Source organism: Caballeronia sp. EK, from assembly GCF_014384845.1.
Taxonomy (GTDB): domain Bacteria; phylum Pseudomonadota; class Gammaproteobacteria; order Burkholderiales; family Burkholderiaceae; genus Caballeronia; species Caballeronia jiangsuensis.
Genome location: NZ_JACSUE010000001.1, coordinates 983,580 through 1,007,933, shown reverse-complemented (window position 1 = coordinate 1,007,933; position 24,354 = coordinate 983,580). Strand labels below are relative to the sequence as shown.

23 protein-coding genes are annotated in these 24,354 nt (G+C 63.6%); 13 read left to right on the top strand and 10 right to left on the bottom strand.

Translation table 11 applies throughout. From position 1 onward, the window contains the following. Positions 1-15 precede the first annotated feature (15 nt). Together IAG25_RS04280 and IAG25_RS04275 are read right to left on the bottom strand one after the other, a co-directional pair. The gene (locus IAG25_RS04280; RefSeq protein ID WP_187603664.1) at positions 16-1,155 is read right to left on the bottom strand and encodes an acyl-CoA dehydrogenase family protein; all 1,140 of its coding nucleotides are present in this window, start codon (positions 1,153-1,155) and stop codon (positions 16-18) included. Continuing rightward, positions 1,148-2,383: a CaiB/BaiF CoA transferase family protein gene (locus IAG25_RS04275; protein WP_187603663.1), complete on the bottom strand. Its 1,236-nt coding sequence runs from the start codon at positions 2,381-2,383 to the stop codon at positions 1,148-1,150. The genes IAG25_RS04280 and IAG25_RS04275 overlap by 8 nt, the downstream gene beginning before the upstream one ends. A 108-nt stretch (positions 2,384-2,491) precedes the next feature. On the opposite strand from IAG25_RS04275, the gene IAG25_RS04270 reads away from it, so the two are divergent. Next, positions 2,492-3,403 (top strand): LysR substrate-binding domain-containing protein, encoded by a 912-nt coding sequence (locus IAG25_RS04270; RefSeq protein WP_187603662.1) that lies wholly within the window; start codon positions 2,492-2,494, stop codon positions 3,401-3,403. Between the two features lie 18 nt (positions 3,404-3,421). Here the strand turns inward: IAG25_RS04270 and IAG25_RS04265 are convergent, their stop codons facing one another. After that, positions 3,422-4,414 carry a transglutaminase family protein gene (locus IAG25_RS04265; RefSeq protein ID WP_187603661.1) on the bottom strand — a complete coding sequence of 331 codons (993 nt, stop codon included), beginning with the start codon at positions 4,412-4,414 and terminating at the stop codon, positions 3,422-3,424. A gap of 206 nt (positions 4,415-4,620) precedes the next feature. On the opposite strand from IAG25_RS04265, the gene IAG25_RS04260 reads away from it, so the two are divergent. Continuing rightward, positions 4,621-5,475: an SDR family NAD(P)-dependent oxidoreductase gene (locus tag IAG25_RS04260; RefSeq protein ID WP_187603660.1), complete on the top strand. Its 855-nt coding sequence runs from the start codon at positions 4,621-4,623 to the stop codon at positions 5,473-5,475. 10 nt (positions 5,476-5,485) lie between these two features. On the opposite strand, the gene IAG25_RS04255 is transcribed toward IAG25_RS04260, so the two are convergent. From IAG25_RS04255 to IAG25_RS04235, 5 genes are all read right to left on the bottom strand, one after another. Further along, positions 5,486-6,016, bottom strand: coding sequence for a hypothetical protein (locus tag IAG25_RS04255; RefSeq protein ID WP_255503503.1), 531 nt, complete (start codon positions 6,014-6,016; stop codon positions 5,486-5,488). Positions 6,017-6,048: 32 nt separating this feature from the next. Further along, positions 6,049-7,719 (bottom strand): NRAMP family divalent metal transporter, encoded by a 1,671-nt coding sequence (locus IAG25_RS04250; protein WP_187603659.1) that lies wholly within the window; start codon positions 7,717-7,719, stop codon positions 6,049-6,051. Between the two features lie 442 nt (positions 7,720-8,161). Continuing rightward, complete coding sequence (locus tag IAG25_RS04245) at positions 8,162-8,776, bottom strand: HAD family hydrolase (RefSeq protein WP_187603658.1); 615 nt, start codon at positions 8,774-8,776, stop codon at positions 8,162-8,164. Positions 8,777-8,896: 120 nt separating this feature from the next. Continuing rightward, on the bottom strand, positions 8,897-9,607 hold the full coding sequence (locus IAG25_RS04240; protein ID WP_187603657.1) for an SDR family NAD(P)-dependent oxidoreductase: 711 nt from the start codon (positions 9,605-9,607) through the stop codon (positions 8,897-8,899). Positions 9,608-9,643: 36 nt separating this feature from the next. Next, complete coding sequence (locus IAG25_RS04235; protein WP_187603656.1) at positions 9,644-10,396, bottom strand: SDR family oxidoreductase; 753 nt, start codon at positions 10,394-10,396, stop codon at positions 9,644-9,646. Positions 10,397-10,851: 455 nt separating this feature from the next. Here IAG25_RS04235 and tauA point away from each other — a divergent pair, with 455 nt between their 5' ends. The 4 genes from tauA to IAG25_RS04215 all read left to right on the top strand — a co-directional run bounded on the left by tauA (position 10,852) and on the right by IAG25_RS04215 (position 14,518). Continuing rightward, positions 10,852-11,928, top strand: coding sequence for a taurine ABC transporter substrate-binding protein (gene tauA / locus IAG25_RS04230; RefSeq protein WP_187603655.1), 1,077 nt, complete (start codon positions 10,852-10,854; stop codon positions 11,926-11,928). A 55-nt stretch (positions 11,929-11,983) separates the two neighbouring features. Continuing rightward, entirely contained in the window at positions 11,984-12,802 is an 819-nt protein-coding gene (locus IAG25_RS04225) for a taurine ABC transporter ATP-binding protein (protein ID WP_187603654.1), read from the top strand. Continuing rightward, positions 12,795-13,700 carry an ABC transporter permease subunit gene (locus IAG25_RS04220; protein WP_222946351.1) on the top strand — a complete coding sequence of 302 codons (906 nt, stop codon included), beginning with the start codon at positions 12,795-12,797 and terminating at the stop codon, positions 13,698-13,700. The genes IAG25_RS04225 and IAG25_RS04220 overlap by 8 nt, the downstream gene beginning before the upstream one ends. A gap of 218 nt (positions 13,701-13,918) precedes the next feature. Further along, a complete protein-coding gene (locus IAG25_RS04215; protein WP_255503502.1) occupies positions 13,919-14,518 on the top strand; it encodes a TetR/AcrR family transcriptional regulator in 600 nt (199 codons plus the stop codon). Between the two features lie 110 nt (positions 14,519-14,628). On the opposite strand, the gene IAG25_RS04210 is transcribed toward IAG25_RS04215, so the two are convergent. Further along, positions 14,629-16,029 (bottom strand): spinster family MFS transporter, encoded by a 1,401-nt coding sequence (locus IAG25_RS04210; protein ID WP_187603652.1) that lies wholly within the window; start codon positions 16,027-16,029, stop codon positions 14,629-14,631. A 296-nt stretch (positions 16,030-16,325) separates the two neighbouring features. Between IAG25_RS04210 and IAG25_RS04205 the strand changes: the two genes are divergently transcribed. The 7 genes from IAG25_RS04205 to IAG25_RS04175 all read left to right on the top strand — a co-directional run bounded on the left by IAG25_RS04205 (position 16,326) and on the right by IAG25_RS04175 (position 22,885). Next, on the top strand, positions 16,326-17,213 hold the full coding sequence (locus IAG25_RS04205) for an HpcH/HpaI aldolase/citrate lyase family protein (RefSeq protein ID WP_187603651.1): 888 nt from the start codon (positions 16,326-16,328) through the stop codon (positions 17,211-17,213). A gap of 29 nt (positions 17,214-17,242) precedes the next feature. Next, positions 17,243-17,704 carry a MaoC family dehydratase gene (locus IAG25_RS04200; RefSeq protein ID WP_035499049.1) on the top strand — a complete coding sequence of 154 codons (462 nt, stop codon included), beginning with the start codon at positions 17,243-17,245 and terminating at the stop codon, positions 17,702-17,704. Between the two features lie 26 nt (positions 17,705-17,730). Further along, positions 17,731-18,897 (top strand): acyl-CoA dehydrogenase family protein, encoded by a 1,167-nt coding sequence (locus tag IAG25_RS04195; RefSeq protein WP_035499048.1) that lies wholly within the window; start codon positions 17,731-17,733, stop codon positions 18,895-18,897. Positions 18,898-18,963: 66 nt separating this feature from the next. Next, on the top strand, positions 18,964-20,202 hold the full coding sequence (locus IAG25_RS04190; protein ID WP_187603650.1) for a CaiB/BaiF CoA transferase family protein: 1,239 nt from the start codon (positions 18,964-18,966) through the stop codon (positions 20,200-20,202). A gap of 2 nt (positions 20,203-20,204) precedes the next feature. Then, a complete protein-coding gene (locus IAG25_RS04185; RefSeq protein ID WP_187603649.1) occupies positions 20,205-21,371 on the top strand; it encodes a CaiB/BaiF CoA transferase family protein in 1,167 nt (388 codons plus the stop codon). A gap of 31 nt (positions 21,372-21,402) precedes the next feature. After that, positions 21,403-22,089: a nitroreductase family protein gene (locus IAG25_RS04180; protein WP_187603648.1), complete on the top strand. Its 687-nt coding sequence runs from the start codon at positions 21,403-21,405 to the stop codon at positions 22,087-22,089. 22 nt (positions 22,090-22,111) lie between these two features. Further along, positions 22,112-22,885, top strand: coding sequence for an enoyl-CoA hydratase/isomerase family protein (locus tag IAG25_RS04175; RefSeq protein WP_187603647.1), 774 nt, complete (start codon positions 22,112-22,114; stop codon positions 22,883-22,885). A gap of 44 nt (positions 22,886-22,929) precedes the next feature. On the opposite strand, the gene IAG25_RS04170 is transcribed toward IAG25_RS04175, so the two are convergent. Further along, positions 22,930-24,354, bottom strand: coding sequence for an MmgE/PrpD family protein (locus IAG25_RS04170; RefSeq protein WP_187603646.1), 1,425 nt, complete (start codon positions 24,352-24,354; stop codon positions 22,930-22,932).

Genomic DNA, 24,354 nt, shown 5'->3' with positions numbered 1-24,354 from the left:
TCTCCCGATGTAGTGTCAAGCGAACAGCGAACGGGCGATGACAGTGCGCTGAATCTCCGACGAACCCTCGTAGATCCGCAGGATGCGCGCGTCACGCACGAGGCGCTCGATTCTCATCTCGCGCGTGAAGCCATAGCCGCCGTGAACCTGCAATGCGGCGTCCGTGACGAACGACACCATCTCTGATGCGTAGAGCTTCGCCATCGACGCCATTTCCGTGAACGATTCACCGGCGGCGCGGCGCGCGGCGGCCTGAAGCGTCAGAAGCCAGGCCGCTTCGAGACGCGTCTTCATGTCGGCGAACGACCACTGCAAGCCCTGCTTGTTCGCGAGCGGCTCGCCGCCGACGTGCCGCTGTTTCGCCCATTCGACGGCATCGCAGAATGCTGCTTCGGCGATGCCGAGACTCGTCGCCGCGACATCGAGGCGGCTGTTGTCGAGCACTTTCATCGCGGTGCGAAAGCCGCTGCCTTCGTCGCCGATCCGGTTCGCGGCGGGCACCACGCAATCCAGCGCGACTTCATGCGCGGGCGCGCCGTGAATGCCCATCAGCTTTTCCGGCGGCGAGACGGTGACGCCCGGCGTGTCGCGATCGACCACGAACGCGCTGATGCCGCGTGTGCCCGGACCGGGCGCGGTCTTCGCATAGACGACGATGAACTGCGCCGCGTCGGCGTTGGAGATGAAGTGCTTCACGCCGCGAATGTGATAGCTGTCGCCGTCGCGCAGGGCTTGCGTCGTCATGCCCGCGGGATTGGAGCCTGCCTGCGGCTCGGTCAGCGCGAATGCGCCGAGTTTCACGCCGGTCGCGGCGTCCGGCAGATAACGGTCGCGCAGTTCATCCGATGCGCCGATGAGAATCGAATCGGTCGCGAGATAATGCGCGCCGATCATGGACGACGTGGCCGCGCACGCCTTCGCGATTTCAACGAGCGCGAGAATGATCGCCGCCGGCGACGCGCCGATTCCGTTCCAGCGTTCGGGCAAGTTCATGCCCATCACGCCGAGTTCGGCGAGTGCATGGACATAACGCGTCGTCGGGATTTCTTCGCGATCGACCTGCGCCGCGTGCGGCGCGAGTTCGGCGTGCGCGAAACGGCGAATCGCGTCCGCGATTTCGAGGTCGGCGTCGGTGACGCCCAGTCGCTTAAGCAAGATCTTTCTCCTGGATGATGTCGGGTTCGCCGGTATGCACGACGCCGGACGCGGCGAGCGTGGCGATCGCTGTCGTGTCGAGGCCGAGCAGGTCTTCGAGGACCGACGCGGTGTGTTCGCCGATGCGCGGCGCGCGCGTCGTGCGTGGGTTCGGATACGCCGAGAATTTGAGCGGCTGCGCGGGCAGGCGCATCGTCGATCCATCGGCTGCGACGGTATCGACGAGCACGCCGCGCAACCGCGCGTGATCGCTGTCGAGCGCCTGCTGGATGCTCTGGATCGGCGCGACGGGAATGCCCGCGGCGCTCAGCGCGGCGTTGACTTCGGCGACGGAGCGCGTCGCTGCCCATCGCTCGATGCACGCACGCAGAACGGCTTCGTGCGCGCAGCGCGAGGTGTCGTTCGCGAAGCGCGGGTCGTCGGCGAGTTCGGGCTGGTCGATCGCATCGGCGAGCCGGGCGAACAGCTTGTTGTTGAGCACCGCGACGACGAAGTGGCCGTCCGACGCGCGATACGCGCCGAACGGCGCGGATGTCGGATGGCGATTGCCGACGCGCGATTGCGCCACGCCCGTGGCCGCATAGCGGGCGACGAGCGCCGCGGTCAGGTTCAGCGTGGCGTCGAACATCGATACGTCGACATGCGTGCCCTTGCCCGTGCGATCGCGTGCGACGAGCGCGGCCAGCACGCCCCAGGACGCGAAGATGCCGCTCACGACGTCCGACACGGAATCGCCGACGAGCGTCGGTTCGCCGTCGGGCGCGCCGGTCGCGTCCATCAGCCCGCAAAGCGCTTGCAGAATGATGTCGTAGGCGGGCCGGTGCGATTCGGGGCCGGTCTGCCCGAAGCCCGACACGCTCGCATAGACGAGCGCCGGATTGCGCGCCGACAAGGTCTCGTATCCGATGCCGAGCCGCCCGGCAACGCCGGGGCGGAAGTTCTCCACGACGACATCCGCCTGCGCGCACAGCGATTGCGCGAGCATCTGCCCGTCTTCGGTCTTCAGATCGATGACGACGCTGCGCTTGTTGCGATTCATCGCACTGAACAGGCCGCTCTCGCCGTGCGCGAACGGACCGATCGCGCGATAGTCGTCGCCGCCCGGCGGCTCGATCTTGATGACATCGGCGCCGAGATCGCCGAGCAGCGCCGAACACAGCGGCCCCGCCAGCACCCGGGAAAAATCGATCACGCGTATGCCGTCGAGCGGCAGCCTGGACACAGTCACGACATCGTCTCCTGAAGGTCCGGCCAAAGCCGGCCGGTGTCATGATTCTGGTCGCGCCGGGTAATTAGATAAAATATCGGAATAAATTAACGCCTATACGATTTTCATATGGCTTTGTCACTCAGGCTGCTTCGCTATTTCGTCGCCGCCGCGGAACTCGGCAGCACGACCGCGGCGGCGAATCAGATGAGCGTGTCGCAGCCGTCCATCTCGGTTGCGATCCGCGAGCTCGAAGCGCTCTTCGACGATCCGCTGTTCACGCGCGGGGCCGGCACGCGCATGACGCTCACGCAATTCGGCGAGCGCAAGCTCGCGGAGGCGCGGCAACTGCTGGCATCGGCGGCGGCTTTTTCGACCGACGATGTCGGCGATGAGGAAGGCGGCGAGGTGCAGATCGGCGTCTTTCGCACCATCGCGCCGGTCTATCTGCCGCGCGCGCTGGCGCTTGCGCGGGAGCGGCATCCGCGGCTGCGGGTTCGCTTCGTCGAAGGAGATTTGCCGCAGCTCGAATCGTGGCTGCGCAAGAGACAGATCGATTTCGCGCTGATGTACGACGTCGGGCTGGGCGATGACATCGAGCGCGACTGTCTTGCGCAATTGCGGCCGTACGGGCTCGTGCCCGCCGGTTCACGCCTCGCGAAGCGCAAGCGCGCCATCTCGCTTCGCGATCTCGCGGCGGAGCCTTTCATCCTGATCGACCTGCCGCAGAGCCGCGATTTTCTGATGACGCCGTTCTGGCAATGCGGGTTGTCGCCGAATGTGGTGCATCGTGCCGCGTCGATCGAACTGGTCAGAGCGATGGTCGCGAGCGGGCTCGGCGTGTCGCTGCTGATCACGCAAAGCCCGGCGGCGACGCAATCGCCGCTCGTGGTCGAATGCCGGATTCAGGAGTCGACGGTAATTCAGCCGCTGGTGATCGCGCGGCCCGCGCGGGCGGCGCGCACGCGTGCATCGGAATGGATGTCGGCGTGTGTGCGCGATGCGGTCGGCGAATCGATGCGCGCGCGGGCAGGGCGCTGACGCAACCAGCCGCGAGCCTCAGGCCTGGTTCGAGACGCTTTCGCCGATCGGCACCGGTTCCGCCGGCCGCTCGATTTGCCGCACGCCGACGCTCACGTCCATGCCGATGAAATCCGCCGCGTCGCCGAACCAGGAACCGGACACGGGCGCGGCCTGTTCGGGCTTGCGCGTGTACGCCACGCGGATCAGATCGGTTCCGCCGACGAGCGAATTTGTCGGATCGTACGGCACCCAGCCCGCGCCCGGCAGGAAGACGTGCAGCCATGCGTGCGTCGCGCCCGCGCCGACGACGAGCGGCTCATCGCGGCTTTCGACCTGCCGCGCGCCCTGCTGCAATCCGGTGTTGCGCACTGCGGGCGGGGCGGGCGTGTCGAGCGTCCGGTCGTACAGATAACCCGACACGAAGCGCGCGGCCAGTCCCAGTCCGCGCACCACCTCGATCATCAGCAGCGCGAAATCGCGACAGGTGCCGCTGCGCCGGTTCAGCGTTTCGGATGGACGCTGCGTGCCCATCGCGTCGCGCGACTGGTACTGGAAGTCGCCGCGGATGGCGGAGTTGATGTTCGCGAGGATGTCGCGCGTATGGATGGTGCCGCGCCTGGGGAGAAACTGCGTCACCCAGTCGCGCAGCATCGGCTGATCGTCGGGATATTGCGGCGGCAGGAAGGACGCCAGATCGAGCCGGTCCTCGTCGTTGTATTGGAACGGGTAATTCTCGGCTTCGGGGACGACCGGCAACTCCAGATTCTTGACGCCGAAATGCTCGATCACGAAACGCGCGCGAAGCTCCAGCACATCGGCGGGCACACGGGGTTCGACGACCGCGACCGAATTGGAGAACACGTCGTGAATCCAGTGCTGCGAGCTGTGCGGCGATACCTCCAGCGTCGCCGACAGCACGCGGATGTCGTGCGCGGCGCGTGGCCGGAACATCACGCGATGCGGAGAGAACTCGACAGGCTTGCGGTAGCGATAGGTTGTGACGTGCTCGACTTCGAGAAAGACGGACATGTGCGACCTCCGAGCCAGTGCCGCGCGAACGGGTTGTCATCGGCGATGCATTGCGTGTCCGCCGATACGGCAATGATGCCACCGATGGCGCCATACAGAAAGCCGACGCATGCGCGGTGTACCGCGCGCTGGCGTGCTACCCTTGTTTTCACCGGAATCGCCGCGGTGCGCGTGCCAGCGCCCGCGCACAACAGGGATATCGACACATGTCTCATTCTGCTCTGACGAGAGACGCGGTTGCCGTCATCACGGGTGGCGCGTCGGGTATCGGTCTCGCTGCGGCGAAGCGGTTCGCCGAGCTCGGACTTCGTATCTGTATTGCGGACCGCGATGCCGATCGAATCGCGCAAGCCGTGGAGCACATCGCCCAAGTGAGCGTGGGCGGCGCACAAAACGTCTTCGGATTCGAAACCGATGTCGGCGTCATCGACGATGTCCGTCGCCTGCACGCGGCCGTCGTCGAACGATTCGGCGGCGTCGACGTCCTGATGAACAACGCCGGGATTCAGCCGGGCAGCACTATTTTCGGTCCCGTCGAGAACTGGACGCGCGTGCTGGGCGTGAACTTGTGGGGCGCCATTCACGGGACGCAGGTTTTCGTGCCCGACATGATCCGGCGCGGACGTCCGGGGCTCGTGATCAATACCGGTTCGAAGCAAGGCATCACGACACCGCCCGGCGATCCGGCGTACAACGTTTCGAAGGCCGGACTGAAGGCATTCACGGAAGCGCTGCAACACGAACTGCGCAATACCGCCGGCTGCAACATCAGCGCGCATTTGCTGATTCCCGGCTTTGTGTTCACGGAGTTGACGCGCAGGCATCGGACGGAAAAGCCCGCCGCGGCATGGACGCCCGAGCAGACCGTCGACTTCATGTTGCAGCGTCTGGATGCAGGCGACTTCTACATCCTGTGTCCGGATAACGATGTGCCGCGCTCGCTCGACGAGCGCCGCATGTTGTGGGCCATCGGAGATGTCGTGGAAAATCGGCCAGCCTTGTCGCGCTGGCATCCGGATTACAAGGCAGCGTTCGAAGCGTTCATCGAACAGCCTCGCTAAAGGAAGCGCTTCAGCGATGCGGCCAGAGGCTGCAATACTTCTGGCCATCCTCGAGGTTCGGTCCGACGCTTCCATCCGCCTGAACGATCTTGAGCCAGCCGTTGGGATCGGACGTCGTGGGCGTGTCCCCGCAATTGTTGTGTACCCAGTGAATGCCGCCGCTGTACGGAATGCCGCAGGCTTCGATCTTGTCGCCGACCTTGATCGTGTTCAGCGGAGCGGGCACGCCCTTGCTGTTCTTCTGATAGCCCGACGCGAAGACGTTGTCGATCGCGATATCGTATGTTTTGCCGTCGGCATCGCCCTTGATTCGCAGATGCGTATGCGACAGCTCCACGCCGTGACGGAACATGCCATGCTTGAACGTCGGAGGCGACACCGCGCGACCGGTCAGCAGCGAGCCGCCGGCCGCGTGGCAATCCTGCGCATCGTCGGCGCGCGCGCTGGTCGATAGCGCGGCGATCAGCAAGGCCGCGCCCACCGATATTCGCGCGAGCTTTTTATCGCGATGACCGCAGGCTCGATGAACGAGTGATCTCATGGTTTCCTTTGTGATATCGGGATTGCGGCGGGTCACTTCATCAGCATCATCTGCACGACCTTGACGACAACGAGTCCCACGGCGATGACGAGGTAACCACGCAAGGCGGTCATCCAGATCCGGCTCGACAACGTGAGCCGGGGCCTCTCCAACTGATCGAGCGGCGGCATGCGCCACGTGTCGCGCAAGTGCCGCAGTTGCACGTTCGATTCGAAGCCGAACGCTTCGTGCCGGCCTTTGCGCGCACGGAGCAAGAAGATCATCGCATAACCGGCAAGCGCGACAACCGTACCGCCCGCGAGAATCATGCCGATGGTTTCGCCGCTGATGTCCGGGTACACGACCGACGCCGTCAGGACGATGGACAGCATCACCAGCACCCACACCACCGCGCCGGTGAAGACATTGAGCGCGCCGGAGTTGACCCAGGGACCGAGCACGGCGCGGTCGTTGCACAGCAGCAGCAGGAAGACCGTCGCGCTCGGGAGCAGCACACCGGCGAGCGTTTGCACCGCCTCCGTGAGCAGGCCCAGCGGACTTCCGGGGATGAGTACGAGTGCCGCCGCTGCCGCGATGATCCCGAAATAGACGAAATAGAATCCCTTTGCATCGGACACGCCGCGATGCAGCGAATGACGAATCTTGAAGACATCGCCGATCGCGTATGCAGTCGACAGCGAAACGGCGGCGGCGCCGATGATGCATGCGTCGAGCAGCGCGACGGCGAAGATGGTCGCGGACGTCCGGCCGACATACTTCTCCAGCCCCGCGATCACGCCGCCCGCGTCGGTGAACTGTCCGAACTCGGGGTGGCCGGCGAACAGCGCGGCGCTGAACGAGATCATCGCGACCGCACCGATCAGCACGAAGGCGATGCCGATCCACAAGTCGGCTTTCTCGTACTGCATGAAGCGCGGCGTGATCCGCTTGTCGACGACATAGCTCTGCTGGAAGAACAACTGCCACGGCGCGACGGTCGTCCCGACGATGCCGATGACGAGCAGCATCACGTCGGAGAGCTTTGCATGGGACGGCCAGTTGGGCACGAAGAAGTCGCGCGACATCTGGCCGACGGGCGGATGCACGGACACGAGCACGGGAACCAGCAGCAGACTCAACAGGCAGAGCACGAGAGCGAAGCGCTCGAAACGCCTGAAATTGCCGGTGCTGACCGCGGCCATGATGAGCGCCGCCGCGATGCAGACGCCCGCCATCTTCGAGACGCCCAGAAAATCGAGCGCGAACGTGATGCCGATGAACTCGGTGACGATGGTCAGCGCGTTGAGGATAAACAGATCGATGACGCTGAACGCACCCCAGAACTTGCCGAAACGCTCGAAGATCAGCCGGGCGTGGCCGACGCCCGTCACCGCGCCCAGACGCAGCACCATCTCCTGATTGACGAAGAGAACGGGGACGAGCAGCAGCAAGGTCCAGAGCAGCGTGGTGCCGTAGTTCTGCCCCGCCTGCGTATAGGTGCCGAACGCTCCGGCGTCGTTATCGCCGACCATCACGATGAGACCGGGGCCGATGATCGCGAGCAGGGTCCGCACGCGCGCCCACCAGTTGCGGCGGGGCGCTGTGTCGTGATGCGCGATGGTGCCGAACGCGCCCTTGATGTCGCCGAGATGGGCCGAATCGAGGACGGCGCTGCGTTCGGCCGCGGCGCTGCCTGGCGATGAAATGTTCGATGGCGTGGACATTATTGTTATCCGTAATCTGGGACTGCGCACACGTTCACGCGCGCTTGCAGCGGGCGCGCGCAGGCCGCCGCGCGTGGACGCGGCGAATTGCCAGACGGGCGCGCGTGAGCGTCGCCTGTGAGGCGCTTAAGAGAGGTGCACGGGGAAAACTACTGCGACGCGCACCGTCCGCTACTGGCGGGACGGCGGCTTGGGAAAGGCTGCGCTGACGTCCGGCCGGTTAGGCGGCGAATCTGTTCGATGATCGACTACTGCTGCTGTCCAAGGCATCAGCCCCTTCGTGAAGATGAAAAAATTGTAGGCGCGCTTCTTGAGGGAAGTCAACACAGTTGGTGCAAATGAAGCCCGGATGGCACGTCTTTTGTGTGGTTTCGCGCGCAAGCTTTCGGGTCGGCTGCCTTGGGCTTTCGGCTTGCTTGATGAAGGCGTGAAATGCCGTGTCCTAAATCAGCTTCCTGCGCTTGAACTCGTCTGCGAGAGCATCGGCATCGACGAACTTGTACGCGATCAGTCCCGCATCGAGCGCGCCGCTCACGTTCGCATCCGAGTCGTCGATGAAGAACGTCTCCGAAGCCCGCGCGCCGAGCAGTTCGAGACATCGAAGATAAGCCTGCGCCGCCGGCTTCGCCGAACCGAACGACGCCGTCGCATAGACGTGAGGTCCGAACACCCGCGCGACCGGCGGATTCAGGTAACCGATGTGATCGGAGACCAGACGGCAGTTGTTGGTCAGCACCGCGACCGCATGGTTTTGCGCGACGCTCGCCGCCAGATCGATGGTATCGAGATTGGGCGTGATCGATGCGCGGCGCGATGCCAGCCACATGTCGCGGCTGATCGGGCAGTCGAGCAGATCGCCGAGCATCGCGAGATACGCGTCTTCATCGATTTCGCCGCTATCCGCGCGAGCTTCGAGACCCGAGCCCCAGATCGCTTCGCGCACCGCTTCGGAAGGTCTTTCGCAAAGCGCCGCCAGATGATCGACGCGCACCGCGCGGTCGTAGTGGGACAGGACGCCTTCCATATCGAACAGGACGAGGGAAATCGGTGCTGTCATGTGGATGCCCCGCGAGAGAGGAACGCCATCCGGCGGCGTGGCGTCGGATGGTGAGTCGTCCCATTCTAGCTTCGCAAAATTCGCGCGGGGCCGTCTCGCCGGCTTCCGGAAAGACCCATCTCAACGCCCCGCGCTCTGCCCGCCATCGACGTGCAGAATCTCTCCGGTGACGAAAGGCGCGGAATCGAGAAAGACGATAGCGCTGGCGATATCGCTCGTCTCACCCATGCGTCCAAGCGGATGAAACGCGCCCAGCGCTTCGTGGTCTGCGTGCGCGTGCATCGGCGTCTTGATGATCCCCGGCGCGACGGCGTTCACGCGAATGCCCTTCTTCGCGTATTCGATCGCGAGCGACTTCGTTGCCGCGTTCAGGCCGCCCTTCGTCAGCGCCGCCAGCACCGAATAGATTCCGCTCATCGCCGCGTGATCGATGCTGGTCGTGACCGTCACCACATGGCCGCCCGATTGCTTTTCCATCTGTGCGATCGCGAGTTGCGTGATGTGATAGAAACCCGCCATGTTCACATGCATCACGGCGGCGTAGTCTTCGGCGGTATGTTCGGTGAAGGGCTTTCCGATGTAGATGCCCGCGTTGTTCACGAGTGTATCGATCCGGCCAAAGCGGGCGACGCCTTCCGAGATAACGCGGCGGGCGGTTGCGGGGTCGCCGATATCGCCGGCGACGCTCAGGATGTTCTCATCGTCCGACGGCTTGATCGAACGTGAAGTAGCGACGATTCGATAATCCAGCTTCCGGAATGCCCTGACGACTTCGGCGCCGATTCCTTGCGATGCGCCGGTGACGACGACGACCTTACGTGCTGTGCTCATGCTTTACTCGAAAAATTAGGGTTCACGAACCCGGGATCAGGCCTTCTTCGCCTGCGCCAGCCACTGCTCGAGACTGACGCGGCCGATCCGCGCGTCGCCGAGCGGCACGAGCGATTGTTCCTCGACACGGCCGCCGTAGTAGCGCGCCTCGCTGTCCGTGACAACCGGGCGGGTGTCGCCCACCGACTTCAGATAACGTCCGACGATGTCCGCGAAGGGAGCGCGGTCCGGGCCGGCGATATCGGTCATGCCGTTCAGCGGCGAGCCGCACGCGATCTGCGCGAGGAAGCCGGCGACATCGTCGGCGGCGATCGGCTGAAACAAGCCATCGCCGAGTCGCACGGTTCCATCGACCATGCTGAAATCGGCGATGCCGCCGATGAACTCCATGAACTGGGTCGCGCGCACGATCGAATACGGCACGCCCGATGCTTCGATGAGTTTTTCCTGCGCGACCTTGGCGACGAAATACGCATTCTCCGGCGTGCGGTCGCATCCGACGATGGAGAGCGCGACGTGATGGCGCACGCCCGCCGCCTTTTCGGCCGTCGCGAGGTTGCGCTCCGAAGTGCTGAAAAAGTCGAGCACCGCTTGCGGTTCCCATGAGGGCGCGTTCGTCACATCCACGACGACATCGGCGCCGGCGAATGCATCGCTGAGCCCTTCGCCGGTAACGGCGTTGACGCCACTGCGCGGCGACGCGGCGAGCGCCTCGTGGCCCGCCTCCTTGAGCAAGGTCACGACACGCGATCCGATCAGGCCGGACCCACCCATTACGACGATCTTCATGGCTAATCTCCCGAAGAAAAATGAGGGATATGCGAGGAGCCGGGCGAGTGCGGCCTTGCCTGAAGGTGCTCGCCTCTGTCCTATTGCGTGAGGCAATTCTCGAAGAATCTTGGCCTGACCATAAGTGCCAAGAATGTGAAGTTTGACCGGGCCATCGCAAGGCGACGGCCCGTCACAATTATAGGTAGGACAAAGGAAGTCGTAGGCCGACGTGATCCGCGCGACGCGTATCGGGCTATGTATGATCCGCCAACATAAATGAAGCGCGGCGGCGGCGCGCCGGCAAACGGCGCCCTCGATGTGGACCCAACGATTGGTTCCGTCTGGCACTAACTTTCCGGATTTTTCGCTGTGGATACTCGGGCATCGGTTCGCTGCACGCGCAACGAGCCTGCACCGGAAAAGGGAGCGTCGCGCGCAGGCGTTCCCGATTCTCCACTTCTCCAGGAAAGCTCATGAAAACGATCCGCGTCTCCGGCTTGAAAAGGCTGTCCGGCAAGCTGCTTCGAACGTTCGCGCCGGCGCGCGCGCTGGCCTCGCTTGCGATCGCCGCGTGCGCGTGGGGCGTCGCACAGACCGCGCATGCCGAGGACAAGGAAGTGACGATCGCGTACCAGCAGATCGTCGATCCGTGGGTCGTCGGCATCGCGGATGGCTCGATCGCGAAGGCCACCGGCTACAAGATCAACTGGCGCCAGTTCGAATCGGGCGCGAAAGTGGCGACCGCGATGGCCTCGGGCGACGTCAAGATCGGCGTGATCGGCTCCAGTCCGCTCGCCGCCGCCGTCAGTCAGGGCGTGGATGCGCAGCTCTTCTGGATTCTCGACAACATCAACGAGGCCGAGGCGATGATCGTGCGCAACGGCTCGGGCGTCGAGAAGCCGGCCGATCTGAAGGGCAAGACCATCGGCGTGCCGTTCGTTTCGACGACGCACTATCACACGATGTTTGCGCTGCAGCACTGGGGCATCGATCCGTCTTCCGTGAAGATTCTCAACATGCAGCCGAACCAGATCGCGGCCGCATGGGAACGTGGCGACATCGACGCCGCCTATGTGTGGGATCCGGCGCTCTCGCAACTGAAGAAAAGCGGCAAGGTGCTGATCACGTCGGGCGATCTCTCGAAGCTCGGCAAGCCGACTTTCGACGGCATCGCGGTGGACCGCGCGTGGGGCGAGGCGCACAAGGACTTCATGGCGAAGTTCGTCAAGGCGATTTCCGATATCGACCAGCAATATCGCAGTGATCCGTCGAAGTGGAGCGCGCAGTCGCAACAGGCTTCGGCGATCGCGAAGACGATCGGCGGGACGCCCGCCGAGGTGCCGGAATCGCTCGCGCTGTACGGCTATCCGTCGGCGCAGGAGCAGGCGTCGAAGCAGTGGCTCGGCGGCGGCGCATCGAGCCGCGCGGCCTTCGCGCTGAAGGACACGGCGGACTTCCTGAAGCAGCAGAAGCGGGTCAACGCGGTGCTGCCGGACTATTCGAAGTACGTGACGGCCGAATACGTCGAGGCCGCCGAAAAGCTGAAGTGAGCCTGACCCGGGCACGCGCCGCTTGCCCTTGCCACATCCGAGTCCGGGAGGACATATGGGTTGCATGCAGGTGAAGAACGTCAATGTGATGTTTCCCGGACGACGCCCGGGCGAGCGCGTGCATGCGCTCGATGGCATCGATCTCACCATCGGCGACGGCGAATTCGTCGTCGCGCTCGGTGCGTCGGGTTGCGGCAAGACGACACTGCTGTCGCTGATGGCGGGCTTCATCGCGCCATCGTCGGGCGAGATGCTGCTAAACGGCCGGCCGGTGGAAGGACCGGGCGCCGATCGCGGCGTCGTGTTTCAGAAGCATGCGCTGCTGCCGTGGCTCAACGTGCTCGACAACGCCACCTTCGGGCTGAAGCTGCAGGGCGTGCCGAAGGCGCAGCGCGAGGAGATCGCGAAACGCAACCTCGCGCTGGTCGGCCTTCAGGACTTCCACAGGCACATGATCTATCAGTTGTCGGGCGGCATGCAGCAGCGTGTGGGCATCGCCCGCGCGCTGACCTGCGATCCCGCGATGCTGCTGATGGACGAGCCGATGGCCGCGCTCGACGCCCTCACGCGCGAGACCATCCAGGAACTGCTGCTCGATGTCTGGCAGCGCACGCAGAAGATGCTGTTCTTCATCACGCACAGCGTGGAGGAGGCGCTTTTTCTGGCGAGCCGGCTGATCGTGATGTCGCCGCGTCCGGGCCGCATCACGCATAGCTACGATCTCGATTTCAACCGCCGCTTCCTCGCCACCCGCGACGCGCGCGCGATCAAGTCGAGTCCCGATTTCATCGAGATGCGCGAGCGCGTGCTCGGCATCATCTACGGCGACGAACGCGCCGCGCATCACGCCGCCGAGGAGTTGCATCATGGATAAGCGAGCATCGATGACCGTGGCCGGTCCCGCGATCGAACGGGAGTTAGGCGCATCGCGGCGTCCACCCGGCAGACCCGCGCGGCAGTCGAAGAAAAAGCCGGTGAAACCGGGCGACACGTTCGGCGTGCCGGGCTACGGCAGCAGTCTCGCGATGAGCATCGCGACCGTCGCCGTGCTGCTGGCCGGCTGGTTTCTGATCACCGGCATGCACTGGATCAAGCCGCTCTTTCTGCCGTCGCCGCAAGCGGTGTTCGCGAAGTTCATCTCGGTGGCGAGCGAAGGCTTCGCCAACTCGACGCTCGCCGAACATATCGTCGCGAGCCTGTTGCGCGTGTTCGGCGCGTTCGCGCTCGCCTGCGTCACGGCGATTCCCGTCGGCGTGATGATGGGCGTCTCGCGGCACGCGCGCGGCGTGTTCGATCCGCCGATCGAGTTCTACCGGCCGCTGCCGCCGCTCGCGTATCTGCCGCTCATCATCATCTGGTTCGGCATCGGCGAGTTCTCGAAAGTCTTTCTGATCTATCTCGCGATCTTCGCGCCGCTCGCGATCGCCGCGCGCGCGGGTGTGCGCTCGGTATCGATCGAGCAGATTCACGCGGCCTATTCGATGGGCGCGACGCGCACGCAGGTCGTCATCCACGTGATTCTCAAGTCGGCGCTGCCGGAGATTTTCACGGGGATGCGTATCGGCATCGGCGTGGGCTGGACGACGCTCGTCGCGGCGGAAATGGTCGCATCGACGCGCGGCCTCGGCTTCATGGTGTTGAACGCGGCAGAGTTTCTGGCAAGCGATGTCGTGATCATGGGGATCATCGTCATCGGCTTCTTCGCGCTGTGCTTCGATATGCTGATGCGGTATCTGGAGAAAGCGATGGTGCCGTGGAAAGGGCGGGTGTAAAGCCGGACTCCGCCGAAGATGCGTCTGTGTTCCAGTCGCTCGCAGCGGCGCGTTCCGTACTGTGAACGCGCTGGCTCGTCCAAAAGAAATGCGGTAATCTCTCAAACGAACATTAGGTCGTCATGAGCGCCCGCGAGTCGGTGTGGAAACTGGACAGAGACGTAGGAACAGACGTGCGAAAGAAAAATGTAAATCCCAGCGCGGATACCCGAGAGACCTTGCTTCGGCTGGCGGCACGCTCGTTTGCGACGCAGGGCTACACGGCAACGACGATGCGCTCGATTGCGGATCAGGCCGGCATCGAGGCCGCCAGCATCTACTATCACTTTTCGTCGAAGGAAGAACTCGTCGATGTGGTGATGGAGCACGGCGCCGACAGCATCGTGCAGCACATCAACGAGCACTTCGGCGCGCTGCCCGAGAACGCTAACGCCGAAGACCGCTTCAGGGCGGCGGTCATCGGTCAGATGAGTGCGCTGATCAAGTTCGGCGATTACGCGCTCGCACATGGCCGCTTGCTGAGCCAGTTGCCGGATCAGGTGCGCGAGCGTCAGATCAAACGGCGCGAGCGGCATCAGCGGCTGTGGACCACCGTCTTCGACGATCTGCGCGCGGAAGGTTTTTTGCGCGAGGATATCGATATCGCGCTGAGCCGTGTCTATGTCCTCGGCTTCATCAATTCGGTTCAGACATGGTTCGATCCGAAGAAGGGATCGCTCGAAAAAATCGTCGATCAGTTCATCACGATGTTCTTCGAGGGCGCGCAGCCGCCGGGCAAGCCGCGGCGGCGCGCGCGCAAGAAGGAAGTGGCTGCTTAGTCCTGAGCCGCTGTCGTCAGGCCGTCGCGCGCGGACCTCGATCTTCGCGGGACGGCTGGCGGATGAATGCCTTTGGAACGTGTCGTTGATCGCGTCGATAAGACCTTCGTTCAGCGCACCTGAGCCGCCCGTTCTTCGGCCAGCAAGCGCCGATAGTGCGGCAGCGCGGTAATCAGCAACCACGCCGCGATCGCGGACGCAATCGCGCACACGATGGCGATCGAATGTCCGACCATCTTCGGATTCTGGAATACACGATCGGTGATGAGCGCAATCAGCGTCGGGCCCGCGCCGAAGCCAACGAGTTGAGCGACGAACGAATAAATCGCGCCGACAGTGCCACGCATGCGGCTCGGCGCAACGAGCTGCAACGCCGCGGCCATGCATCCAGTGGGCAGGCTGAAGAAGAACACGATGCCGGCCGCCGCGGCCAGCGCACCGGTCGTTCCCGGTACGAACGGAATGCTCGCGCAGCAGAGCATCATCGGGATCATGGAGATTGCCGCGGTTCGCAGCGGCGCATCTTCATAGCCACGCTTTTCGAGTTGGCGCGCGACCCACGGCCCGGTCAACGCGCCGGCAATGCCGAAGACCACGACCAGCCCGCCGAAGCGAAATCCGACCAGCGAGGCGGGCATGCCATGCGTGCGAATCAGGTACGTGGGCATCCATGCGGGCATGCCGAGCACGACGATCGCAAGCATGCCGACGCCGAGCAGAATCCGAGCGTAAAACCCGCGTCGCTGCCAGAGATAGCTCGCTGAAGCGCCTGTCGAGAACTGCCGCTCGTCTTCGCGCGCGCTCATCACGCTGCTGCGTGCCGGTTCGCGCACGGTAAGCAGCACCAGCAACGCAAAAAGCATCCCGGGCAACCCGATGATGACGAACGCGAGTTGCCAGGTCTGGAACTGCGTGAGGATCGGAAAGTGTTCATGAAAGGCGCGTGCGAATTCGATCACGAAGCCGCCCGCGACGAGCGAGAGCCCGCCGCCGAGCATCGGGCCGAGAATGAATATGCTCATCGCGCGCGGCATTTTCTTCGCCGAAAAGCAGTCGGCGATCATCGATAGCGCGAGCGGGAACACGCACGCTTCGCTGGCGCCAACGCCAAGACGCGCGAGGAACAGCCCTCGATACGTATCCGCATTGCCGCACAGTGCGGTGAAGGCGCACCACAGACAGATGGAGACCAAGAGAAGATTGCGCCGGTTGGTCACATCGACGAGCCGCCCGAACAGCGGCGATGCGGCCATATACGCGGCAATGAAAGCGACGCCCTGAACGAGGCTCAACTGCGTGTCGGAGATGACGAGCGAGCGCTTGATCGGTTCGACCAGCAGATTGAGAAGCTGTCGATCGATGTACGCGAGCGAATACGCGAGCGTCAGCATCACGAGCACATACCACGCTCGTCCGCTGTCATGGATCACGTGATCGCGAGATAGATGTAGCGGCGTTTGAGCGGTGGCGCCGGCGGCGTCGGACGGCATGTCGTTCATGGCGTTTCTCATTTCTCCTCCAGTAAGAGCATTCAAAAGTCGTGAGTTCTGCAAGGCGATGTGCCGGGCATTCGATAGGCAACTCGGATGACGCGAGCGCCGGCACGCAGGATGAAAACGCTTTTACCTAATTAATGTTAGATAGTTTGTGCGGTGTTTTGAGGATGTTCCATGAGTGTTATCCATGAGGGTTGGTGGCCTGGTGTCATGCGCCGATCGATGTCGGTGTAAACCCCAAATGACACTACCTCGGCGTGAGGAGGAAACTAACTATCAATCGTTAGGTAAATCTACAGACCGAGACAGTGATGACCACCCAGATGAAACCCATACGCTCCTTCCTCTTCGTTCCGGGCAACAAGCCGACGTGGATCGAAAAGTCCATCAATTCCAGAGCCGATGCGCTGATCCTGGATCTGGAGGACAGCGTGCCGCCCGCGCAGAAAGCCGAAGCGCGCGAGATCGTCAGGTCGAAGCTGACATGGCTGGCGGAGCAGAAACAGCGTGTGTGGGTGCGCGTCAACCGCAGCGCGCATCTGTACGACTTCGAAGACATTCTGGCTATCGTCAGTGCCGTAGTCGAAGGCATCGTCATCTCCAAGCCTTGCGGCCCGGAAGACATTCATACCGTTTCATCGATGCTGGCCGAGGCCGAGTTCCGTGCCGGCGTGGAAGTGGGTCATACGAAGGTGATTCCGCTGCTGGAAACGGCGCGCTCGCTGCAACTGGCGTACGAGATCGCCCAGCATGAACGCGTGCCCGCCATCGTCGGCGCAACGGCCAAGAACGCCGACGTGGCCCGTGCGCTAAAGACCGTCTGGTCGCTGGACGGCCGCGAGACCCAATACCTCAAGTCGCGCATCGTCATGGCCGCGCGCGCTGCGGGCAAGCTGCCCATCGGCGGCGTCTGGCAACAGGTGCACGACCTCGACGGGCTCAAGGTGTCGTCGGCCAACGACCGGCAACTGGGCATGAGCGGGGAACTGGTGCTGCATCCCTCCAACGTCGAGATCGTCAACCGGACCTATAGCCCTGCCGAGGAAGAGGTGGCGTTCTATCAGGGGATGATCGACGCACTCGACAAAGCCCAGGCCGAAGGCCGCGCATCGTGCATCTACGACGGTGAACACATCGACATTGCTCATGCCAAGACGGCGCGCGAAATCATCGAACTCGCACAGTCGTTCAACGGCTGATTGCTCACCGAATCTCAGGAGACAGATAAATGGCTGGCCTTTACTTCGAACAATTCAAGCCTGGCATGGTGATCGAACATGCCATCCGCCGCACCGTGACCGAGACCGACAACATCCTGTTCTCGGCCATGACGTACAACTGCGCGCCGCTGCATATCGACGCCGAATACAGCAAGAACACCATGTACGGCCAGCGTCTCGTGAACAGCATGTTTCTGCTGGCGCTGGTGGCGGGCATCACCGTGTATGAGACCACCCTCGGCACCACGCTCGGCAATCTCGGCTTCGGCGAAATCGCCTTCCCCAAGCCCACTTTTCATGGCGATACGGTCCGCGTCGAGACCGAGATTGTCGAGACGCGTCTGTCGAAAAGCCGCAAGGACTCGGGCATCGTGACCTTCAGGCACATTGCCCGGAATCAGCGCGACGAGATCGTCTGCACCGCTCTTCGCACCGGTCTGATGATGCTGCGTCCCGCCGACAAGGCCTGATTTCATACTTCGAGAAGGACTAGGCCATGGACTACCAACTCAGCGCGGATCAGCATGCCATCGTCGATGCAGCGCAGAAGATCTGCACGGACTTTCCGCTCGAATACTGGCGCAACAAGGACAAGAATCACGAGTTTCCGCACGAGTTCTTCGACGCCGTCGCGAGTGGCGGATGGCTCGGCATCTGCATGCCGGAGGATGTGGGCGGCGCGAATCTGGGCGTGACGGAAGCGGCGCTCTTCATGCGCGCGGTCGCCGAGTGCGGCGGGCAGGCTGCCGCGTCCACCATCCACATGAACATCTTCGGTTTGCAGCCCGTCGTGCATTTCGGCACGGAAGCGCAGAAGAAAGCGTGGCTGCCGCCTTTCGCGCGTGGCGAGAACAAGGCGTGTTTCGCCGTGACCGAGCCCGATACGGGTCTCGATACCACCAAGCTCAAAGTGACGGCGAAGAAGCAGGCCGACGGGAACTATCTCATCTCGGGCAAGAAGGTATTCATCTCGACCGCGCAGGTCGCCGATCACATGTTGATCCTCGCGCGCACGACACCGATCGAACAGGTGAAGAAGCACAGCGAAGGGCTGAGCCTGTTCTACACGAAGCTCGACCGCGATTACGTCGATATTCGGGAGATCGACAAGCTCGGCCGCGCCGCCGTCGATACGAACGAACTGTTCATCGACAATCTGCCGGTGTCGAAGGACGCGCTGATCGGTGAGGAAGGCAAGGGTCTGAGCTACATATTTCACGGCATGAACGCCGAGCGCGTGCTGGTTGCCGCCGAGCAGATCGGCATCGGCCGCGCGGTGCTCAAGCTCGCGACGCAATATGCGAAGGAACGCGTGGTGTTCGGTCGGCCCATCGGCAAGAACCAGGGCGTTCAGCATCCGCTGGCGCGCAACTGGGCGGAACTGGAAGCGGCGAATCACATGATCTTTGCCGCCGCTGATCTCTACGACAAGGGACTCTCCTGCGGCTCCGAAGCGAACGCAGCGAAGCTGCTGGCATCCGAGGCCTGCATGAACGCATGTCAGACCTCGATCCTCACGCACGGCGGCTTCGGCTATGCGAAGGAGTATCACGTCGAGCGCTTCATGCGGGAAGCGTGGATCGGCTACATCGCGCCGGTCACGCCGCAGCTTATCCTGTCGAATATCGCGGAGCGTAAGCTCGACTTGCCGAAGTCCTACTAGGCACGGCGGTTCAATAAGACTGGCGGCCGTCAATGGCTGGATTGGCGGCTGCTTCAGGAGACAAGCATGTCAGCTACAAGACCCTTGCAGGGTATTCGCGTTCTCGATCTGACCGTGGCGCTGGCCGGGCCCTACGGGTCGCTATTGCTGGGTGGTCTGGGCGCCGAAGTCATTCGCGTCGAGTCGCCCGGCGGCGGCGATATCGCGCGCAATAACCCGCCCTATGTGGGCAGGGAAGGCATCCACTTCGGTGTCAGGCACGAGGAAGATGTGTCGCTGACCATCCTCAATCGCGCGCGTAACAAGAAGAGCATTACGCTCGATCTGAAGTCGGAGCAGGGCCTCGCGCTCTTCATGGAACTGGTCAAGGAATGCGACGTCGTCATCGAAAACGCGAGCGAGGGCGTGACGGCGCGCCTGGGCGTGGACTATGAAAGCGTGCCCAAGGCCAATCCGAAAATCGTCTACGCATCGATCAAGGCCTTCGGCGAGCCGAGCCCTTACCCCAATCTCAAGGGGATGGACATCATCGTGCAGGCGCTCTCCGGCATCATGGACGTAACCGGTGTCGCCGATGGGCCGCCCACGCGCTGGGGCCTGCCTATCGCCGATCTCGTCGCGCCGCTCTACGCAGTCAATGGCATTCTCGCGGCGCTCATCCATCGCGGCAGCACGGGCGAGGGGCAACTGGTGCAGGTCTCCATGCTCGACTGCCTGTCCTCGATGGTGGCCGAGGAGCACTTCGATGTGTTCTTCGCGAACGGCTACCCGAAGCGCTCGGGCAACTTTCAGGATCGCCTCGTGCCGTTCGGCGTGTACGGCACGCGCGACGGCCACGTGGCCATGGTGGCGTTCCAGCCCGACTGGTTCCGCAATCTTATGGAGGCTATCGGCAAGCCCGAGATGGCCGTCGATCCGCGCTACGCGACGCGCGGTCCGCGCATGAAGCACGCGACCGAAATCAACGCGACCATCGAGGAATGGACGCGACAGCACAGCACGGAAGAAGTGATTCGCGAACTTCAGGAAAAGCGCGGCGTGCCCGCGGCCCCTGTGCGTTCGCCGCTCGATGTGCTCAAGGACCCCGTGTTGCAGGCGCGCGGCGCCGTGGTGAAGCTCGAGCATCCGGGCCTCGCCGATGTCGGCGCGATGGGCATGGGCCTGCCTATCCGGTTCTCGCAAACGCCGGTGCAGTTCGATCAGCCGGCGCAGGAACTCGGCGCATCCAACGAAGCGATCTATCGGGATTTGCTGAAGCTGCCGGATGATCGTCTGCGGCAATTGCGCGACGAAGGAGTGATCTGATCATGTCCGACGCACCTTCCCGGGGAGGACCGCTCGCGGGCGTCAAGGTCGTCGAGATCGCGGGCATCGGTCCCGGGCCGCTGGCCGCGATGTTTCTGGCCGACCTCGGCGCCACGGTGATCCGTGTGGACCGCAAGGAGCCTTCGGGCCTCGGTGCGCCGCGTCCCGTGCAGTTCGATCTGGGGCTGCGCAACCGCAAGTCCATCCGCGTCGATCTGAAAGACCCGGACGCCGTCGAGATGGTGCTCGAACTGATCGATCAGGCCGATGCATTGATCGAAGGCTTTCGCCCCGGCGTGATGGAGCGGCTGGGTCTGGGCCCCGATACGTGTCTCGCGCGCAATCCGCGTCTCGTGTATGGCCGCGTGACCGGCTGGGGTCAGGACGGCCCTCTTTCGCAGGTGGCCGGGCACGATCTGAACTACATCTCCATCACCGGCGCGCTGCATGCGATGGGGCGCGCGGGGCAGGCGCCCACGCCGCCGCTCAACGTGCTGGGCGACTATGCGGGCGGCTCGTTGTATCTGGCGTTCGGACTGCTCGCGGGCATCATCGAGGCACGCAGTTCCGGCAAGGGCCAGGTCGTGGACGCCGCGATGGTGGACGGCGTGGCGTCAATCATGACGGTGACGATGGGTCTGCACGCGGCAGGCATGCTCGGCAAGGAACGCGGCACCAATCTGCTCGATACGGGCGCGCACTTCTACGAGGTGTATGAATGCGCCGATGGAAAGTACGTCAGCGTCGCGCCGATCGAAGGCAAGTTCTACAGGCTCCTGCTTGAAAAGCTAGAGCTACAGGATCATCCGCTGCTGCAAAAGCAGATGGATCGCGCGCAATGGCCGAAGGCCAAAGAGGTGCTGGCCGCGAGGTTCAGGGAACATACGCGCGACGAGTGGGCGCGGCGGTTCGGCGAAACGGACGTCTGCCTCGCGCCGGTGCTCGACTTCGACGAAGCATCGAGCCATCCGCATATCAAGGCACGCAGCACGTTCATCGACCTCGACGGCGTGATGCACCCGGCGCCCGGCCCGCGCTTTTCGCGCACGCCCGCCGCGCCGCCCGAGCCGCCCGCGGCATCGAGCACGGACAACGCCGTCGACGCGCTGCGCGGCTGGCTGCCCGATGACCGCATTGAAGCATTGCGCGCGCGCGACACCTTTATCTGAGGGCTTGGGAACAGGCAACAGGCTTATCGAAATGACATCGCATACTTCCGATCTCACCGCTCTCGATCGACTCACGAGCGGCCGCTCAACATGCCGCGCATACGAGCACAAGGCGCTCGATGCCGAACTGATACGCAGCATCGTCGGCATGGCGAGCCGCTCGGCGTCGTGGTGCAACGTGCAACCGTGGCAACTCGTCATCACCGAAACGCTCGAAAGCACGGAGCGCTTCCGCGAGGCGCTGATGGAGCGCGCGTTCAGCCATCCGCAAACCGAATCCGATCTGCCGTTTCCGCCCGGCTACAAGGGCATTTATGGCGAGCGTCGGCGCGGAGCGGGCATCGCGCTCTATACGTCGCTCGGCATCGGCCCCAAGGATGCCGAACGCAGTGCGCGGCAGGCATTCCGCAATTTCCGCATGTTCGATGCGCCGCATGTGGCCATCATCACCGTGCCTGCCGAACTGGGTCCGTATGCGCTCGTGGATGCAGGCGGCTTCGTCTCCTCGTTTCTGCTCGCAGCCTACGCTCACGGCGTGGCCACGACGCCGCAAGGGGCGCTCGCACGCCACGCGCATTTCGTGCGCGAGTATTTCGGCATTCCCGACACGCAGCACATGATTTGCGGCATCTCGTTCGGCTTTGCGCAGACCGGGCACCCGGTCAACCAGTTTCGCACCACGCGCGCAGGCGTCGACGATCTGGTGCGCTTCGCCTGAGCGAATGAAAAAGGGGAACATCGTGGCATTGCTGATCGACCACCCCGCGCCGCACGTGCGCCGCATCACCCTGAACCGCGCCGAGCGCATGAACGCGCTCGACGGGCCAACCTTGCAGCATCTCAACGACGCGGTGCGCGAATGTATCGCTGCGGCCGGCGAGATCAAGGTGCTCGTGATCCGGGGCAGCGGCCGCGCGTTCTGCGCGGGCAACGACCTCAAATGGCTCGCAAGCGGGGTGCTGGCCGACCGCGCCGCGCATCTGCGTCACCAGGACCTGATGCAGGACACCTACGAGCGCCTGGAGTCCGCACCGCAGATCGTGCTGGCCAGCATCAACGGCTACGCGCTCGCGGGCGGCTTCGAACTGGCGCTCGCCTGCGACCTGATGATCGCTGACGAAGCCGCACAACTCGGCGACGAACATATCCGCCGCAGCCTGCTTCCGAGCGGCGGCAGCTCTCAGCGGCTGCCGCGCAAGCTGGGCTTGCAGCGGGCCATGTACTACCTGGTCACGGGCCGGCGCATGACGGGCCGCGAGGCCGCGGACATGGGGCTGGCCGCGTTGGCCGTTCCATCTCTGCAACTGGAGAGCGCGACGCTGCAACTGGCGCAGGAAATCGCTCAGGCCGACGCGCTCGCGCTGACTTCGATGAAGCAGATGGCGCGCCGCGCGATGGAACTGCCGCTCTCCGATGGCCTGCGCTACGAGCGCTGGATGCAGCATTGCTATCGCACGCAGTCGCCGTCGCTGGAGGCGGGGGTGCATGGCTTCGGCGGCAACGGCGGGAACTGATGCATGCAGCCAGCGCGACGCCTCATGCGTCGCGCCGGCTCTCCTCAACGCTCCGTGGCGCACAGGCTCATCAGCTCCGCGGCTCTCATGCGCGGGTCCATCGCACGCAATGCGGCGAGCAGCTTCCCGGCTCGATCCGCGCCCAGCACATCGACGGTGAGTTCCATGAACTTCGCGTCCTGCTCCTGCTCGGGCATCGGATTCTTGTCGGTGCCCATCGGGTCTTCCACGAATACATGCTCGGAGTCGCCGTTCCTGAAAGTGACCGTCACATCGGCGACGAACTTGCCCGGATAATCTCGCTCCAGCGCCGGTTCCTGGGTGATGCGGATGCTGCGCGCCATGTCGATCACGGGCGTCATGTCGACCTTGCCGGCGAGGTAGTCGCGATGGACCGGATAGCCATTGCCATTGCCGAGCAGCGTGAAGGCGGCCTGAATCGGCAGGCTGAACTGCACGTGCTCGATGTTCCTCGGCTCGTACGCATTGGCGTTGGCCGTGCCGACGACGACATTGAAATGAGGCGAGATCTTCAGATGCACATCGGCAATCTCGTCACGACGCGCTGAAAACGGACGCAGCGCGTCGATGTAGGCATGCGTGCAGTAACACGCACAATAGGCCTTGAGCCAGACGGTAGCGATCTCGAAAGGCCGATCCAAAGCGAAGCGCTCTTCGGAGCCATCGCCCGCCGGACGTTGCAGAAAGGTGCGGAAGAAGCCCTTGTTTCCGCTGAGGAACGCGCGCGGTCCCGTGATGCCGGCTCGGGCCATGTCGGCGGCGACGATGCCGTTGCGCGTGCCGATGCCTGCGTGGATGCGCTTGATGGAGCCACCGGTTGAGGTGTATTCGGTCGTGCCGGAGACATGGCTCAGTGCAATCGCCAGCGCTTGCAGCGTCGTTTCGGCATCGAAGCCGCGAAGTTTGGCGGCGACCGCCGCGGCGCCGAAGTTCGACAGCGTGCCGTGCGGATGAAAGCCGCGTTGCAGCAGATCCGGCGAGGCCAGCAGGCCGATGCGCGCGTAGACTTCGTAGCCCGCGACCATCGCGGTGATCACTTCCTCCAGCGAAGAACCGAGTTCCTCGCCGATGGCCAATGCAGCCGGGATCACGCAACTGCCCGGATGGCTGTAGCTGGGACCGTGGGCGTCGTCGTATTCGAATCCATGTCCGTAGGAACCGTTGACAAAGGCGGCGTCCATGGCGCTCATCGTCAACGTCGAGGCGCTCACGCGGCTCGTGCCCGGTCGCTGCTGGGTCGTCGCGTACTTCAGCAATTGCCCGGACCACGGCATCTTCGAAATGCCGATCTGTACCGCGAGCTGGTCGCGCATCAGCCGGTTGATGCCGGCGTGTGCGTGCGCGTCGATGTGCTCGTATCTCAGGTCCTGGATGAACTGCACCACCGCCTGTTCCAGCGGAGGGCAATTGGATGGCACCGAGGATTGTGCTTGCTGTGTGGCGGTCAT

Coding starts and splice junctions, on each gene's coding strand:
- IAG25_RS04270 (WP_187603662.1), top strand. CDS start 2,492: ATGGCTTTGTCACTCAGGCTGCTTCGCTATTTCGTCGCCGCCGCGGAA.
- IAG25_RS04265 (WP_187603661.1), bottom strand. CDS start 4,414: ATGTCCGTCTTTCTCGAAGTCGAGCACGTCACAACCTATCGCTACCGC.
- IAG25_RS04260 (WP_187603660.1), top strand. CDS start 4,621: ATGTCTCATTCTGCTCTGACGAGAGACGCGGTTGCCGTCATCACGGGT.
- IAG25_RS04255 (WP_255503503.1), bottom strand. CDS start 6,016: ATGAGATCACTCGTTCATCGAGCCTGCGGTCATCGCGATAAAAAGCTC.
- IAG25_RS04250 (WP_187603659.1), bottom strand. CDS start 7,719: ATGTCCACGCCATCGAACATTTCATCGCCAGGCAGCGCCGCGGCCGAA.
- IAG25_RS04245 (WP_187603658.1), bottom strand. CDS start 8,776: ATGACAGCACCGATTTCCCTCGTCCTGTTCGATATGGAAGGCGTCCTG.
- IAG25_RS04240 (WP_187603657.1), bottom strand. CDS start 9,607: ATGAGCACAGCACGTAAGGTCGTCGTCGTCACCGGCGCATCGCAAGGA.
- IAG25_RS04235 (WP_187603656.1), bottom strand. CDS start 10,396: ATGAAGATCGTCGTAATGGGTGGGTCCGGCCTGATCGGATCGCGTGTC.
- tauA (WP_187603655.1), top strand. CDS start 10,852: ATGAAAACGATCCGCGTCTCCGGCTTGAAAAGGCTGTCCGGCAAGCTG.
- IAG25_RS04225 (WP_187603654.1), top strand. CDS start 11,984: ATGGGTTGCATGCAGGTGAAGAACGTCAATGTGATGTTTCCCGGACGA.
- IAG25_RS04220 (WP_222946351.1), top strand. CDS start 12,795: ATGGATAAGCGAGCATCGATGACCGTGGCCGGTCCCGCGATCGAACGG.
- IAG25_RS04210 (WP_187603652.1), bottom strand. CDS start 16,029: ATGAGAAACGCCATGAACGACATGCCGTCCGACGCCGCCGGCGCCACC.
- IAG25_RS04205 (WP_187603651.1), top strand. CDS start 16,326: ATGACCACCCAGATGAAACCCATACGCTCCTTCCTCTTCGTTCCGGGC.
- IAG25_RS04200 (WP_035499049.1), top strand. CDS start 17,243: ATGGCTGGCCTTTACTTCGAACAATTCAAGCCTGGCATGGTGATCGAA.
- IAG25_RS04195 (WP_035499048.1), top strand. CDS start 17,731: ATGGACTACCAACTCAGCGCGGATCAGCATGCCATCGTCGATGCAGCG.
- IAG25_RS04190 (WP_187603650.1), top strand. CDS start 18,964: ATGTCAGCTACAAGACCCTTGCAGGGTATTCGCGTTCTCGATCTGACC.
- IAG25_RS04185 (WP_187603649.1), top strand. CDS start 20,205: ATGTCCGACGCACCTTCCCGGGGAGGACCGCTCGCGGGCGTCAAGGTC.
- IAG25_RS04180 (WP_187603648.1), top strand. CDS start 21,403: ATGACATCGCATACTTCCGATCTCACCGCTCTCGATCGACTCACGAGC.
- IAG25_RS04170 (WP_187603646.1), bottom strand. CDS start 24,354: ATGACCGCCACACAGCAAGCACAATCCTCGGTGCCATCCAATTGCCCT.